This window comes from Microbacterium barkeri, from assembly GCF_027921765.1.
Lineage (GTDB): Bacteria > Actinomycetota > Actinomycetes > Actinomycetales > Microbacteriaceae > Microbacterium > Microbacterium barkeri.
Genome location: NZ_BSEJ01000003.1, coordinates 181,429 through 195,870, shown reverse-complemented (window position 1 = coordinate 195,870; position 14,442 = coordinate 181,429). Strand labels below are relative to the sequence as shown.

Below are 14,442 nucleotides of genomic sequence, written 5' to 3'. Positions count from 1 at the left end.
CCGTTCAGTCGCGCAGGAGACCGAGCGAGGACTCGACAGCGCGCACCGCGACGGACGCGTCGGACGATCGCGCGAGCTCCCGCGCGGAGCCCCGCTCGACGCGATAGGCGACGAGCACGCCGTCCTCCTCCGCGACGAGCCATTCCAGCTCCATGTCGCCCACCGCGAGCAGCACCCCTGCTCGACGAGGGAGCACGTCGAGTCCCGCGCGCGCGGCCAGATCCTCGGCCAGACCCGGGATCGCGGACCGCGGGAGGTCGCCCTCGTCGGCCGGCGCGCCGAACCGCTCGATCGGCGTCCGCTCTCCCCGTGCGAAGTCCTCGTAGTCCTCTCGGCGCACGGCCTCCGCGTCCGCATGCCACACGGAGCCGTCGGGCGCGACGTACACGACGGCGTGCCCCGCTGCCCACACGACCGCGAGCTCTTCCGGACCCGCCGTCACCGCGTAGCGGAGGCTCTCCCGGTCGAGATGCTCCCCGCGCTGCGCCGCGAGCCGGCCGAGGAGCTCTCTCGCCCAGGACGCGTGCCGGACCGCACGCGCACCCCAGATGTCGATCTCGGCCTCGTCGACGAGGGGCGCGTCCGGGCCGCGGGGCGGAGGCGCCGAGAAGCTCGTGCGCATCGTCACCGGCGGCCGTCACGCGGCCGGAACTGCTCCGGCGGCGTGCGCCGCCCCGACCGGAAGACCTCGATCGCCTCATGCGGGGGCGCCCCCGACCCCGCGAACAGGACGGATTCATCGGCGGCGACGTAGATCCGCCCTCCCCCGCGCACGGCGTGCGAGACGACGACCGCATCGTCGTCCGGCAGCAGCTCGACGCCGAGCGGAGCCTCCTCCGACACCATCCGCCGCCAGTACGCCACACCGACGTCGATGAGACGCTGCTGCGCCGGAGAGGGCGATGCGCCGCTCACGACGACGCCTCCTCGAGCTTGCGCTTCAGCCAGTCCGGCTGGTTCTCCGGATCGCGGGGGAACCGCTCCTGGTCCTGCACCCATGCACTCGCCGCCGGGGCGACGTGGAAGGCCGGCTCGCCGTCGTAGTCGTATCGGGCTTCGACCGACCCGCTCCGGGACACCTCGAGCTCGAGCGAGAACCAGGTCCCCTCGCCCGGCCGGTACATCGCCGCGCGGAGTCGCCTCCGTGGCAGCGCGACCGACGGAGCGTCGAGGAAGGGCTCCTCGTGTCCGTCCCGCACGAGGGAGATCGTCACATCCGCGACGCCGGCGACGGTCGCCGCGCGGTAGCGGATGGCCTCCCAGTCGTCGGGTGCGGCGCTCGCCAGGGTCCTCGCGATCTCCTCTCGGAGCCGCGCTTCGACGAGGAAGGGAGGTTCGACCGCCGCGTCATCAGATGTCGTCATTGAAGAACTCCCTCATCTTCACCCGTCCGTTCTCCGTCCAGCGGACTTGGATGACATCCGGCGTCTTGGCGTTCCCATCGTAGATCGGCGAGATCCGCACCTCGATCGGCGTCTGCGGATGGGCGCGGCGGAGGTCGGCCCAGTGCTGCTCGAGCGCGTAGAAGCTGTCCGCTCCGCTGTTCTGGTTGACGTCGCGCAGCATCGCGACGAGGTTGACGCTCTCGCCGCCGCCGCCGAACTGATTGCCGAACAGGTGCCCGCCGTCGTAGTCGGCTCCGCCCTGCCGACCGACACGGCTCTGCACGCTCTCCGATCGACGCGCGTCGTCGAAGTCGAGGCTGTCGGTGTGCGCTTCGATCGTCCGGCCCCGATGGTCCGTCTCGAACGTGTGGGTGCTGTTGCCGTTCTCCGTGGTCACGACGTAGGTCGTGTTCGGCTGCGGATTGTGGAGATCCGGATTCAGTCCGTCCGGGCTGTACGAGGTCTCCACGCGGGTCACCGTGCCGGAAGCGTCGGTGTAGAACGTCCCCCGGCCCTTCACCTCGTAGACGGCGTTCGGCTCCAGCCCCCTCTGCTTCGCGAACGGGGTCTTCGGACGATCCCAGTCGACCGTGTAGGTGTGCCGACCCGCGGCGTCCTGTCCCGTGTGCACGGGCTGCATCCGCCGCCCGCCCGTCCGGTCCCCGCCCGAGCCGTCCCCGTCGGCGTCGGCGTCGGCGTCGGCGTCGACGACGTCGGACGGGTCGATCGACGCGTCCCAGTTCGTCGCGTCCGGCTCGTCCGGCGGCCACGGCGACCGCGTGCCGTCCTGGCCGTCGACGACCCAGACCTGCTCGCCGTCGAACACCGCGTTGAACCAGTGCCCGTCGAGGTCGTCGCCGCGGTCGACGCCGACGACGCAGTGGGAGCCCGGTCCCTGAGCGCGCAGCGTGGCCTCGATCTGCTCCGGCGTCATCGGGGTCTGCGGCAGCCCCGTGCGCGCCTCCATCTCGTCGATGTCGAGCGTGCCGGTGTCGGCATCCCGGATCGGCTGGCCGCTCAGGAAGTCGTGCATGTTCGCCGCGACGTTCCCGCAGTTCTCGGCGTACCCGTTCGAAAGGTCGTACGGGTCGTAGCCCGTGTTCGACTGCCCCAGCGCCTCGTCGATCTTGTCGCGGATCTGCTCGGGGCTGTCCTCGGGCGAGGGCGACCGCGGGTCACGCTCGCCCTCCTGGGCCGCGGACTGGTCGTCGGAGGCCGCACCCGTCTCGTCCGCGTCCGCACCGCCGTCCGACGCATCCGCAGGGCCATCCGAGGCGTCCGCGTCGTGTCCGGTCGCGGCGCCGTTCCGCGTGCTCGATCCGTCGGACGCGTCCGGGGCATCGGGATCGCGGAGGTGGCCGCCGCGCTCGAGAGCCTCCTGCGACATCGGCCGGCCGCTGCCGTCGAGGATGCGCACCTGCAGGCCGCCGCCCGGCTGCCCGAAGGCCGGCGCGATCCGGGAGACCTCGATCCGCCCGCCCGGGGGGAGGCTCACGAGATCGCGGATCGTGTAGTCCGCGCGGAGGTTGCCCGGCGGAAGGGCGCGCGCCTCGAACGGCGTCCCGGGAAGCGAGAAGTAGTCGCCCTGGGGACCGCCCATGCGATCGAGCTGCCCGCCGTAGTTCTGGTGGAACACGTCGAGGTCGGTGATGTGCCGATACGACCCCGGGTCGCCGCCGTCGTTGCCGGGATACACCGGCCGGTTGTTCGCGTCGGTGTACCGCGACTCCCAGGCCGCCTGTGAGAGCGGGTTGCCGGCGTCGTCGCGCCCGTACGGGGCAGCGGGGTCCGTGACGAGGTGCTGGACGTCCGGGCGGACCGCGCCCGGGTGGGTGTACCGCGGATCGAGCTGCCCGCTGTTGCCCGGCCCGCGCGGGTCGCCGTAGGCCGGATCGATCGGGTTCGACCCGACGGGGCTCTGCGCGCGATCCCACCCGTTCCCGAACTGATCCGGCGAGCTCATCGGGTCGCTGGACGACGAGTCGCCGGGCGACGAAGAGCCGTTGCCGGCACCCGCGCCATGACCGCCGGCGACGCTGCCGGTTCCGGCTCCCGCCCCACGGAACGGCATCGCGCGCGGGGCGGCCAGAACGCCCGCTGCCGCGGCGGCGGAAGCCGCTCCGGCCGCGGCAGCCTCCTCGGCCTCCTGCTGCTCCGCGTCCTGCTGGTCCGCGTCCTGCTGGTCGCTCTCGCCGTCGCGGGACTCCTCGGTGTCACCGGAGTCGTCGGCGTGGCTCGACTCATCGGCGTCAGACGACGCGTCGGCGTCGGAATCGGCGGATGTCGCGGTCTCGGTTCCGGTGTCGTCGCCCGCGCTCTGCGCGGCATCCGCATCGGCCGGCGCCGCCTCGGTCTCGCGCGTCGAGGCACGGCCGGCGGCCGCGGCAGCGGGCGTCTGGTCGCTGTCCGCGGCGGCGTCCGTGCCCGAGTCGGGCGACTCGGTGCTCGTCGAGCTCTCCTGCGGCGAGGCGTCTGCGTTCGAGGCGGAGTCTGTCGAGCTCTCGGGCGATGCGTCCGAGTCGCCGGCCACAGGGTGTTCCGCCGAGCCGTCCGACGGAGAATCCGTCTGCGTGCCCGACTCCGGCGACGCGCCCTCCGGCGAGGTGGCCTCGGGAGCTGTGCCGTCCGGGGCCGTGGCCTCCGGTGTGGTGGCCTCGGGAGTCGTGCCATCCGGGGCCGTGGCCTCCGGTGTGGTGGCCTCGGGAGTCGTGCCATCCGGCGTCGCGCTCTCCGGCGTCGCGCTCTCCGGAGTCGTGCCATCCGGGGTCGTGCCGTCCTGTGTGGTGCCTTCCGGCGTCGCGCCATCCGGGGTGGTGCTCTCCGGGGTGATGCCATCCGGCGTCGCACCATCCGGCGTCGCGCCGTCCGGCGTCGCGCCGTCCGGCGTGGTGCTGTCCGGCGTGATGCTGTCCGGCGTCGCGCTCTCCGGGGTCGCGCTCTCCGAGGTCGTGCCATCCGGGGTCGTGCCATCCGGCGTCGCGCTCTCCGGGGTCGTGCCATCCGTGCCGCTGTCGCCCGCACCGTTCTCCGGGGCAGAGCCGTTCTCCGGGGTCTCGGCCGAGGGGCCGTCGCCCGGGAGCTCGGCCGGCGCGTCGGGGCTCGCATCGGTGGGCACGTCGACGTGACCGCCGTCGCCTCCCGCGCCGCCGCCATCCGCTCCGCCGCCCGGGGTCGGGCCGTCGTAGTCCGACGTGCCCGCTCCGCCGCCGCCGGTGGTCGTCGATCCGCCGCTGCCCACGCCGCCGGGGGTCGGACCGTCGTAGTCGGTGCGGCCCGTCCCGCCGCCGCCGTTCGACGATCCGCCGCCGACGCTTCCGCCCGTGGCCGGGCTGTCGGGCAGGTTCGTCGTCGTGCCCGCGTTCTGGCTCGGCGAGGCGTTGCCGCTCGTGTCGCCGGCCGGGTTCGGCGTCACCGTGCGCCCGTTGTTGAGCCCGAGGGCGTTCCGGCCCGCGTTCACGGCGCTCGTGCCGCCGCGCATGCCGGTGGACATGGCGCCGCCGATGATCATGCCGCCCACCGCCGCGCTCAGCGGGTTGAACTCGGTGCCGTTCATCGCGGCATCCACCGCGCCGCTCGCGAGGCCGTCGAGTGCACCGCCCGCCGTCTCGCCGCCGACCTGGCGGAGCCCGCTCCGGAAGCCGGGGCCGCCCGATCCGCCGAGCCCGCGCGAGACCGGGGAGGCGACCGCGCCGCCCGCGAACGCCGAGATGAAGGCGGTGCCGACATCCTGCTGCTGATAGGACGGGTCGTTCTCGTCGTGCGCGGCGTTCATGATCGCCGTCGAGACGGAGCTCGAGATCGCCGACTGGAGGCCCTCACGGCCCGCGGCGAGCGCGGCGCGTGCCGTCACCCCGCGCGCCCCGCGCATCGCGCGGAGAGCGTTCTTCAGCTTGTCGATGAGGTTCTTGATCTTGATGGCCCAGCGCACGACGGTCGCGGCGGCCTTGGCGGAGCCCGCGATCGCGCCGAGCCCGAAGGTGAGGGCGCCGAGGATGCCCGTGATCGCGAGATCCACGGCGAGCTCGAGCGCCATCTGCTGCAGGAAGTCCTTCAGCTGCTCGCGCATGATCTTGAGCTGCTCGACGAAGTCGTCGATGCGCGTCGCGAGGCTCTCGGCGTTGCCGGCGATCGCGGTCGTGGAGGCGCGGAGGCCGTCGTGCGACGTCTGGACCATCGCCTGCTGCGGAAGGCTCATGCCGCCGATCCACGAGAGCGCGCCGTCGGCGGTCGTGCCGCAGGTGCGCACCGTCGTCGCGAGGGTGATCCACGCGGTCGATCCGCGCGCGAGCTTGTCCTCGTCGCCCGTGGGGATCACGACGCCGACCTGCTGGAGGCCCCACTCGATGATCTCCTGGAACTCGCCGAGCACGCCGGGGAGACCCGGGCCGAGCGCCGAGGGGGCGTCGATGCCCTTCTCGTCCTTGACCTCGGTCGCCGTCGCCTTCTCGATCGTCGGAGTCTGACCCGCACCGGGAGACTGCGCGGCGCGGTACATCCGCGCGGTGTTCTCGAGCGCGGCGGCCATGATCCAGTAGCCGTTCGCGATGCTCTGGACCGACTGGAGCACGGCCGTGGCCGTCGCGTCGTAGCCGTCGTCACCGCCGCCGGCGAAGTCCTCGGCGGCGTTGTCGTCGCCGGCCATGCCCGCGACGCCGCTCAGCGACCCCTTCGCGACCGAGACGGCCGACTCGAGCTGCTGCGCGGCGTTCCGATATGTGGCGGCGTCGGCCTCGATCGTGGCCGCGGTGATCTTCACTTCTTTCGACATCGTGCCTATCCCAGAGCCGCCGCGAGGGTCGACCAGTAGTCCTCCATGGCGTCGGCCGAGGTCTCGTACGCGACCTGAGCGGCGTGCACCTGCTTCTGCAGGCCCTCCGCACTCAGGCGCATGGCCTCGGCGCCGAGCGCCCAGGAGTTGAACGCGCCGAGGAACGCCTGCATGGCGGGCCCCTGCCACTCGTTCGGGAGCATGTACGCGAACCCGGACGCCCCGCTCCGGAGCGCGTCGCAGTAGCCCACGAGCTCGGTCATCGCCTGCTCGAGCGCCTTGAGCTCGGCGGGATCGGCCTGCTGATCGGTCATCGCTCCCCCTGCGTGTCATCGAACGAGAGCTCGACGTCGGCCTGCAGCGACTCGGCCTGCAGCGACGGGCTCTCGAAGCTCACGGCGCCCATCTCGGCCCGGAGCGACTCGGCCTGCAGCGACGGGGCCTCGACCCGCTGCTCGCCGACGAAGGCCTCGAAGGACGGCGCATCGAGCGATGGCGCCTCGGCGCGCTGCTCCGGCGCGGGCCGCTCGAACTCGGCGGGCACGGCGTCGCCGTGGATCGACGAGTCCGCAGCCGGCGGCAGATCGGCGGGAGCCGGCTGCCCCTGGGCGTCGAGCCCGGCGGCGCCTTCGCGCGCGCCCGCGCCGCCATCCGCTGGCGCGCCGCCGTCCGAGGCACCGTCGCGGGCGTCGGCGTCGACGGCCTCCTCGGGCTTCTGCACGACGCCGTCCTCGGTCTCGACGAAGCCCGCCTCGAGCTCGCTGTCGTCGCCGTGCAGCTCCTCGACCGACTCGTCCGACAGGAACGGCGTCGTGCCGATCGAGTCGTCGTCGCCGTCGCCGTCGGTGTCGCCCGAGCCGCCACCCGTGTAGCGGCCCTTCGAGCCACCGAGAGCGCCTCCCCCGAAGCGCTCGACCTCGTCGTCGCCGGCGTAGTCGCGGCCGAAGAACTCGGCCATGTCCTCGGCGCGGGCCTCGCCTCGGGCGACGCCCTCCTCGAACTGCACGGCGTGCTTGCGCAGGCCCTGCACGCTCGGCACCGTCTGCGCCATCCCCTGGCGGAGCCCGCTCTCGGTCGTGTCGTAGCTCACGCCGGCGGAGATGAGGCCGTTCTGCAGCCCGGTCAGCGACAGGCGCACCTGCTCGGAGAGGGCGACGAACCGCGACCAGTTCTGCCGGAACGACTCGGCATCGTCGCCCTTCCAGTTCTGAAGCGCGTTCTGGACCTGCGAGTCGACCGACGAGATGTTGCCGTCGAACGTCGCGATCACCGAGCCGAGAAGGCCCGCGACCTCGGCGAGCGACTCGGCCCGCACCCTGAACTGCACCATGGAAGCCCCCTACGCAGGCGCGGTCGTCGGCGCGGACGCCGACGACCGCGACGGATCAGCCGTTGAACGTCGCGGCGATCGCCGACTCGCTGTCCTCGTACGAGAGCGCGGCCTGGTTGAGGAGGTCGCTGATCCCCTGCAGCGACTCCTTGAGCTGGATGCCCGCCTGGTCCCACTGCGAGTAGAGCTCGTTGAAGCTCTGCGACGCCTGGCCGTTCCAGTCGCCCGCGATGAGGCCCTCGACGAGGGACTTGAGGTTCGACAGCTGCGACTCGATCGACTGCGATCCGCTCGAGAGCTGTCCCGCGACGCTGGCGAGCGACTCGGATGTGACCTTGATCTCTGCCATTTCTTCCTCCGTGGTGTGACCGCGCTGCGCGGTGAAGTCGTGCCCCCTGACCCCAGATGATCGGGGTCGCCTCCACGCTAGCCGCGGGCCCGAAATCCGTCTGTGGGGAGGAGTGCCCAAGCGCAGCCGACGGGAACGCGGCAGGGATGTCGCCGGCGCCGACGCGAAGGGCGTCTCCCGGACGCCCCTCGACGCCCTCTGCACAGCGCCGCCGTCGACGCGCCGGCACCCGCCCGGGATCCGGCGGGCCCCGCCGGGATCCGCCCCCGGGACGACCGCCACCACCGCCCAGGTCGCAGTTTGCGGCCCCAAATCGACGATGGGGGCCGCGAACTGCGACCGGAACGTTCGTGGACCGCGAGCCAGAGGTCGCGGTGGCTGTGGAGAGCGCGGACGCGCCTCTGCGCGCTGGTGCGACGGTGAGGAGATGGGCCGGCACCGGATGAACCTCCCGCAGGATCTCGGCGACACCTTCGCCGTGCGCGACGCACGCGCGCTGGGCGTCGGTGAGAAGCGCCTGCGCGCGGCCGATCTCGGGCGCCCGTTTCGCGGCATCCGCACGGTCGACCTGGCTCCGTGCGAGGTCGAGGACCCTTACGAACGGCAGCGGCAGCAGCGGCTCCGACTCGCCAGGGCGTACGCGCATCGCCTGCACCCGGGCCACTTCTTCTGCCGCGAGACGGCAGCGTCGGTCTGGGGCGCTCCGCTGCCCCTCGTGTTCACGCCGGGCGGAGCTGTCGCGGACGAGACGCACCTCGGCGTCCACGTGGGTGTGATCGGACCGACGGCGCTTCCTCGCGCTCGAGGCGTCATCCGGCACCGCGCGCAGGCGAAGATGACGTCGCTCCGCGAGCACGCCGGCCTGCTCGTGACCTCGCCGGCGACGACCTGGGCCGGCCTCGGAACGCTTCCGCTGCCGGATCTCATCGCCCTCGGCGACTTCTTCTGCCGAGTCTGGCGCGAAGGCGTCGGCCGGCCGACGCCCGGACGGCCTCCGCTCGCCACCGTCGCGCAGCTCGAGGCCGCGCTCGCGACCGGCCGGTGGCAGGGAATCGTCAGGCTGCGCGAGGCGGTCGGATGGATCCGTCCCGATGCCTGGTCGCCCAAGGAATCGCGCGTCCGGTTCGAGCTCGTCTGCGGCGGACTGCCGGAGCCGGAGCTCAACGGCGACGTGTTCGACGATTCCGGACGATTCCTCGCCTGCGTCGACATGCTCTACCGCCGCGAGCGCGTGGCGATCGAGTACCTCGGGATGCTGCACGGCGCCTCGTGGGCCCGCGACGCGGAGCGCATCGCGTCACTGCGCGCAGCGGGATGGACGGTCGTCGAGGTCACCGCACCGCTGCTGGCGAATCCGCGCGAGCTCGTCCGACGCGTGCGTCACGCGCTCGGCGGCCGTCGCGCCTGATCCCGGTCGCACTTCCCGGCCCCAAACGGCCGAATACAGCCGCAAAGTGCGACCCCGGCAGCTGCGCCACCACCCCGGTCGCACTTCCCGGCCTCAAACGGCCGAACACGGCCGCAAACTGCGACCCCAACAGCCGCACCGCCCCGCCACCGGCGCCGCGCCACCACCGGCGCCGACCCCAACAACCGCCCCCCACCACCTGCGCCGACCCCAACAGCCGCCCCCACCACCGGCAGCCGCCGCCACCCGCACCGCCTCCGGCTCAGGCCGGCGACAGCGCGATCTCGACGTCGCCGACGCGGAGGGCGTCGCCCGGGCGCACCTCGACCCGCTCCTCGCCCACGGGGAGCGGGATGGTCCGGTCGCCGCGGCGCAGCGATGAGCCGTTTCCGGAACCGGCGTCGCCGGCCCGCAGGGTGCCCCGCTCGAGCTCGAGGTACAGGTGCACGCGCGACATCGACCGGGTCGTGTCGGCGACCTCCACGGCCTGTGCCCCGAGGGTCGCCGCGGTCTGCTCGGGTCGCCGCCCGATGACCGCGCTGCCCGAGACGATGACGTCCTCCCCTGTCGAGAAGACGAGTCGGACCCGCTCGCCCCAGGCCTCGCGCGCCCGGGCCGCGGCACGGGTCGCGGGGGGTGCGATGTCGGGCGGCGTCCAGGAGGGGGCGGATGGCGCGGTGCCGGCCCTCGAATCCGCGGCCGGCTCCGCGGGCGGCACGGGTGCCGGCGCCGCCGAGCGCTCCGTCGGCTCCCACCCGTCGTCGGCGGCGCGGTCGGCCCGCGTGGTGAGGACGAGCTGCCCGCAGGCGAGGCAGTACATGCTGCTGGGTTCGAGTGTCGCAGCGCAGTACGCGCAGCGTGCCGATGCCATGTCAGCTCCTCACTGGCGGATGTCGGGAACGCGGACGGGCAGCCAGCCGCGGGGTGTGGAGAGCACCCCGCCGCCGATCGGCACCTGCCCGAGCATGAACTTCGGGATGGCCGCGCCCGCGGCCTGGGTGCCGTACAGCGCGGCCTCCGGGCGGAGCACGATCGCGCGCCGCGAGCGCTTGGCGTCGACGAACGGACCGCCGAAGAGGGTCGACGTCGACTCGGCGTCGACGGCCACGATGAAGACGGCACGGTGCCGCACGCCCGTGAGGGCGTGGTCGAGCGGGGCGTTCTTGAGCTGCTCGACGTCGTCGACCACGAACGTCACGACCCCGGGGAAGGGCGCGAGCACCTCGTCGAGCTCGAGCGGGGTGAGTGCCGTGTTCTCGATGACCGGCACACCCATGTCGCGCGCGAGCTCGCTGAGCGGCGAGGGCCGGGGCGCGACGACGACCGCGTGGTCGCCGCGCTCGGCGAGCTGGCGCAGGACGACGGCGAGCGTCGACGAGCGCCCCGAGCGCCGCGTGCCCGAGACGACGAAGCCGCCGTCGCCCGGCCACGTGAGCGTGCAGCGCGCGAGTCGGTCGCCGCCGACGGCGACGACGATGCCATCGGGGTCGTCGCCCTCCGCCACGGGGAGGTCGCGCACGGCCGACAGCGCGATGTACTTCGGCAGCGGGTCGACGCGGAACGGCTCGGGGCCGGTCGCTCCCCCGCGCTCGTCGAACGCGTCGCGCACGCGCTCGACGATGCGCCGCAGCGCGGTCGTCTGGGCCTCGCCGCTCGTGTCGCGCCCGAGCACGGCCAGCTGCGCCTCCGCTGCCTCGGCGCCGAAGAGCACGCGTCCCTGCGGGAGATCGGTCGGGACATCCTTCGCGTGGATGCCCGCCGCGCGATAGTCCGCGATGTCGCGCACCGGCAGCACGTACTGCGTGTCGACGAAGTTCGTGACCTTGTCGCCGAAGACGCCGCGGTCGCCCGTCATCACGACGCGCACACCCACGGCGGGGCCCTCTCGCAGGAGTCGGATGAACTGCTCGCGGAAGGCGAGGAGCTGGTCGGGACCCATCGACGAGAGCAGGCGCTCCCAGCCGTCGACCGCGACGATCGCGAAGGGCAGCGCGGCCTCCGGCGCGTTCCGCCGCTGCTCGGAGATGTGCCCGACGCCCGCGCTGGAGAGCACCGTCTGGCGGCGCTGGAGGTCCTCGAGGAGGCGCTGCATGAGGCGCGGCAGCCGGTCGCTGTCGAGCTGGGTGACGACCGCGCCGCAGTGCGGGGCGTCCGCGAGCGGCAGGAGGGCGCCGTTGCCGAAGTCGGCGATGTAGAGGTGCACGTCGCCCGGGTCGACCCGCTCGACCACCTGCGCGAGCACCGTGCGCAGCGCCGTCGTGCGACCCGACAGGGCCCCGCCCGCGAAGAGCAGGTGCGAGCCGGTCGCGATGTCCCACGTGAGCGTGCGCTGCGCCTGCGCCTTCGGCACGTCCTCCAGGCCGAGGACGATCTCGGTCTCCCGCAGCGCCTCCCCCTCGAACCGCTCGACCGGAAGCGTCACCGGCAGCGGGACGAGCCACGGGCTCGGATTCTTCGCGATGCCGAGCTGGTCCGACGCGGCCGTGATGAGGTTCACGAGCGCGCGCAGATCCGTGTCGTCGTGGTCGTGGTTCTCGGCGTGCGCGGCAGCGGGCGGGTACTTCACGGGGAAGCCGAGCGCATCCCACGTGATCGGCGCCTTGGGCGGCAGCACCTTCGTCGCGCGCACGGCGCCGGGGCGGATGCCCGCGACGCGCGCCGTCTGGAAGCCCATCGGCGCCGCCGACGGCCCCAGGCGCACGAAGCCGCGCCCGGGGGTCGACGGGCTGATGAGCGCGGCCTCGCCCGAGCCGAGCACGTCGGACGAGTCGTTGCGATCGGTCACGCGCAGGGCGACGCGGAGGTTGATGTTCGACTGCATCTCGGGCGTGACGACGCCGGATGGCCGCTGGGTCGCCAGCACGAGGTTGACGCCGAGCGAGCGGCCGACGCGGGCGATCCGCACGAGGCCGTCGATGAACTCCGGCAGCTCGGTGCGGAGCTCGGCGAACTCGTCGATCACGAGCATGAGGCGCGCGAGGCCGCGCCGGGCTGCCGTCTCGGCATCCTTCGCCCACGCGGCGTCCACGTCCTTCGCGCCCATCTCGCGGAGCACCTGCTCGCGCCGCTTGAGCTCGGCGTCGAGCGACGCGAGCGCGCGCTCGGTCTCGCGCGCGTCGAGGTTCGTGACCATGCCGACGGTGTGCGGCAGGCGCTCGCAGTCGGCGAACGCCGACCCGCCCTTGTAGTCGATGAGCACGAAGTTGAGCGCGTCCGGCCGGTTGGCCATCGCGAGGCCCACGACGAGCGCCTGCAGGAACTCCGACTTGCCCGATCCGGTCGTTCCCGCCACGAGGGCGTGCGGGCCGTCGCGCGAGATGTCGAGGGCGAACTCCCCGTCGGCGTTCGCGCCGACCACGACGTAGGTGTTGCGCGGCTGCGCGTTCCAGCGGCGCACGAGCGGCGACGGATCCTCGAGGTCGATCCCGAGGAGGTCGACCATCCGCACGCTCGTCGGCAGCATCGCCTCGTCGCCCACCCCCGAGACGTGCTCGAGCGAGCACAGCGCTCTGGCCATCCGCTCGCACTGCGGCACCGAGACGCCGTCGAGCAGCACCGACGGGAAGTAGCCGCCCGGCCGCTCGAGCGACGCCATCGACGGATCCGACGGGTCGACGACCACGACGCTCGTCGCCTCCTCGGGCAGGCGCGATCGGTCGCTGTCGAGCGCGAGGACGTGGATGCCGTGCTGCGCTCCGTGCTCGAGCAGCGGCACCATGCCGGGCAGCATGCGGAAGCGGCGCGCCCCGTCGACGACGACGAGCACGTCGGTGGGCGCCTCGTAGCCGCGCTGGCCGGCCATCCGCATGCGCACGTCGAGGGCGACGGCGATCTCCCGCAGCCGCTCGCGGCGCGTGTCGTCGTCGTTGCCGATGAGGGCGGGCACGTGCTCGGCGGTGTGCGCGTGCGGGAGCCAGCTCGTCCACCCCCACTCGGCCTCCGCGCCGTCGTCGCACAGCACGATGACCTCGGCGTCGCGGGGGCTGCGCAGCGCCGCGAACGACAGCACCATCGAGCGCGCGAGCGACCGCACGGCGTCGGCCGGCCCCGCCACGCCCACGACGCCCGCGCGGCAGTCGACGGCCACGGGCGCGGGCCCGACGCCGACGCGCTGCTCGGCGCCGCGGTCGCGGCCGCCGCCCTCGAAGCGCACGTCGAGGTCGATCTCGGTCACGCCCACGCGCAGCGCCATGGCGTCGTCGTCGGCCTTGCGCCGCTCCCACAGACGCGAGAGCGGGCGCAGGACGATGTCGCGCACGACCACGGGATCGGGCAGCCGGTACCAGGCGGCCAGGCGCTGGCGCTTGACGAGATCGCGGATGCGCTCGCCCGCGACGCGGACCTCGTCGATCCACTGCTGCTCGGTCTTCAGTCCCTTCTTCTGGGCGAGCTTGCGCTGCGTGAGGAACGAGCCGATCACCATGATCGGGCTCGCCGCGGCCATGAGCAGCATGACGGGCCGCTGGAAGAGGATGGCCATGGTCACGCCGAGCACGACGGGGATGACGGCCGACAGCCACGGCAGAGGCGACTGATCGGGGTCGTCCGGCTTGTCGCCCGGGAGCTGGATGGACGGCTGCACCGCGCGCGCGGGGACGCGCGACGGGCGGTTGAATCCCCGGCCCCCGATCGTGTCGGTGAGGTCGGCGTCGGCGTGCGGCGCCATGCCGATGCGGAGCACGAGGCTGCCGATCTGGACGAGGTCGGCCGGCACGATGCGCTCGGGCGCGGTGATCGCGACATCGTTGACGAGCGTGTTCGCCCCGGCGGCCGGGGTGATCGTCGCGAGAAGGGGGTCGGATGGCCCGCCGAGGGCGATCTGGATCGTCAGATGGGCGGGTGCGATCGCCGGGTCGGCGACGCGCACGTCGTCGCCCTCGCCCGAGCCGACGGTGAGCGCCTGCCCGCGCTCGACGGGGACGATCTGGCCCGCGAACGGGCCGCCGACGATCTCCAGGCGCACGGTGCGCGGGTCGGGCTCGGGCGCAGCCCGGTCGGGGATGACCGCGCCGGAGAGCAGACCGGCCCCGGCGAGCGGCGTCGCCGGGTCTGCGCCGCCCGCGAGCAGCTGCGGGCTCACGCCGAGCGACTCGGCGACCTCGCCGACCGTCGTCGCCTCGTCGACGTCGAGCAGCCAGGAATCGGCCTGCGCGGGCGTCGTCTGCAGGGTCAGGCGCACGCTCATCGGCTCGCGTCCTCTCG

Annotated in this window: 10 protein-coding genes; 1 reads left to right on the top strand and 9 read right to left on the bottom strand. The window is 73.4% G+C overall.

The window, feature by feature from the left end; all coding sequences use genetic code 11:
- Positions 1-4: 4 nt before the first annotated feature.
- From PKE79_RS05265 to PKE79_RS05235, 7 genes are read right to left on the bottom strand one after another with little or no spacing between them, the layout of a single operon-like run.
- A complete protein-coding gene (locus PKE79_RS05265; RefSeq protein ID WP_271172619.1) occupies positions 5-628 on the bottom strand; it encodes a hypothetical protein in 624 nt (207 codons plus the stop codon).
- Positions 625-915: a hypothetical protein gene (locus PKE79_RS05260; RefSeq protein WP_271172618.1), complete on the bottom strand. Its 291-nt coding sequence runs from the start codon at positions 913-915 to the stop codon at positions 625-627. The genes PKE79_RS05265 and PKE79_RS05260 overlap by 4 nt, the downstream gene beginning before the upstream one ends.
- Entirely contained in the window at positions 912-1,364 is a 453-nt protein-coding gene (locus PKE79_RS05255) for a hypothetical protein (RefSeq protein WP_271172617.1), read from the bottom strand. Before PKE79_RS05255 ends, PKE79_RS05260 begins: the two co-directional genes overlap by 4 nt.
- Positions 1,351-6,153 (bottom strand): DNA/RNA non-specific endonuclease, encoded by a 4,803-nt coding sequence (locus tag PKE79_RS05250; RefSeq protein ID WP_271172616.1) that lies wholly within the window; start codon positions 6,151-6,153, stop codon positions 1,351-1,353. Before PKE79_RS05250 ends, PKE79_RS05255 begins: the two co-directional genes overlap by 14 nt.
- Before the next feature lie 5 nt (positions 6,154-6,158).
- Positions 6,159-6,467, bottom strand: coding sequence for a hypothetical protein (locus PKE79_RS05245; protein ID WP_271172615.1), 309 nt, complete (start codon positions 6,465-6,467; stop codon positions 6,159-6,161).
- Positions 6,464-7,483, bottom strand: coding sequence for a WXG100 family type VII secretion target (locus PKE79_RS05240; RefSeq protein WP_271172614.1), 1,020 nt, complete (start codon positions 7,481-7,483; stop codon positions 6,464-6,466). Before PKE79_RS05240 ends, PKE79_RS05245 begins: the two co-directional genes overlap by 4 nt.
- A gap of 55 nt (positions 7,484-7,538) precedes the next feature.
- Complete coding sequence (locus PKE79_RS05235) at positions 7,539-7,832, bottom strand: WXG100 family type VII secretion target (RefSeq protein WP_271172613.1); 294 nt, start codon at positions 7,830-7,832, stop codon at positions 7,539-7,541.
- Positions 7,833-8,259: 427 nt separating this feature from the next.
- Here PKE79_RS05235 and PKE79_RS05230 point away from each other — a divergent pair, with 427 nt between their 5' ends.
- Positions 8,260-9,240: a putative endonuclease domain-containing protein gene (locus tag PKE79_RS05230; protein WP_271172612.1), complete on the top strand. Its 981-nt coding sequence runs from the start codon at positions 8,260-8,262 to the stop codon at positions 9,238-9,240.
- Positions 9,241-9,502: 262 nt separating this feature from the next.
- On the opposite strand, the gene PKE79_RS05225 is transcribed toward PKE79_RS05230, so the two are convergent.
- Both PKE79_RS05225 and PKE79_RS05220 read right to left on the bottom strand, forming a co-directional pair.
- Entirely contained in the window at positions 9,503-10,111 is a 609-nt protein-coding gene (locus PKE79_RS05225) for an FHA domain-containing protein (protein WP_271172611.1), read from the bottom strand.
- A 9-nt stretch (positions 10,112-10,120) separates the two neighbouring features.
- On the bottom strand, positions 10,121-14,425 hold the full coding sequence (locus PKE79_RS05220; protein WP_271172610.1) for a type VII secretion EssC family protein: 4,305 nt from the start codon (positions 14,423-14,425) through the stop codon (positions 10,121-10,123).
- Positions 14,426-14,442: the final 17 nt, after the last annotated feature.

Bases quoted from the DNA above. Each gene is read 5' to 3' on its own strand.
- PKE79_RS05245 (WP_271172615.1), bottom strand. From the start codon at position 6,467: ATGACCGATCAGCAGGCCGATCCCGCCGAGCTCAAGGCGCTCGAGCAG.
- PKE79_RS05230 (WP_271172612.1), top strand. From the start codon at position 8,260: ATGGGCCGGCACCGGATGAACCTCCCGCAGGATCTCGGCGACACCTTC.
- PKE79_RS05240 (WP_271172614.1), bottom strand. From the start codon at position 7,483: ATGGTGCAGTTCAGGGTGCGGGCCGAGTCGCTCGCCGAGGTCGCGGGC.
- PKE79_RS05235 (WP_271172613.1), bottom strand. From the start codon at position 7,832: ATGGCAGAGATCAAGGTCACATCCGAGTCGCTCGCCAGCGTCGCGGGA.
- PKE79_RS05250 (WP_271172616.1), bottom strand. From the start codon at position 6,153: ATGTCGAAAGAAGTGAAGATCACCGCGGCCACGATCGAGGCCGACGCC.
- PKE79_RS05220 (WP_271172610.1), bottom strand. From the start codon at position 14,425: ATGAGCGTGCGCCTGACCCTGCAGACGACGCCCGCGCAGGCCGATTCC.
- PKE79_RS05255 (WP_271172617.1), bottom strand. From the start codon at position 1,364: ATGACGACATCTGATGACGCGGCGGTCGAACCTCCCTTCCTCGTCGAA.
- PKE79_RS05225 (WP_271172611.1), bottom strand. From the start codon at position 10,111: ATGGCATCGGCACGCTGCGCGTACTGCGCTGCGACACTCGAACCCAGC.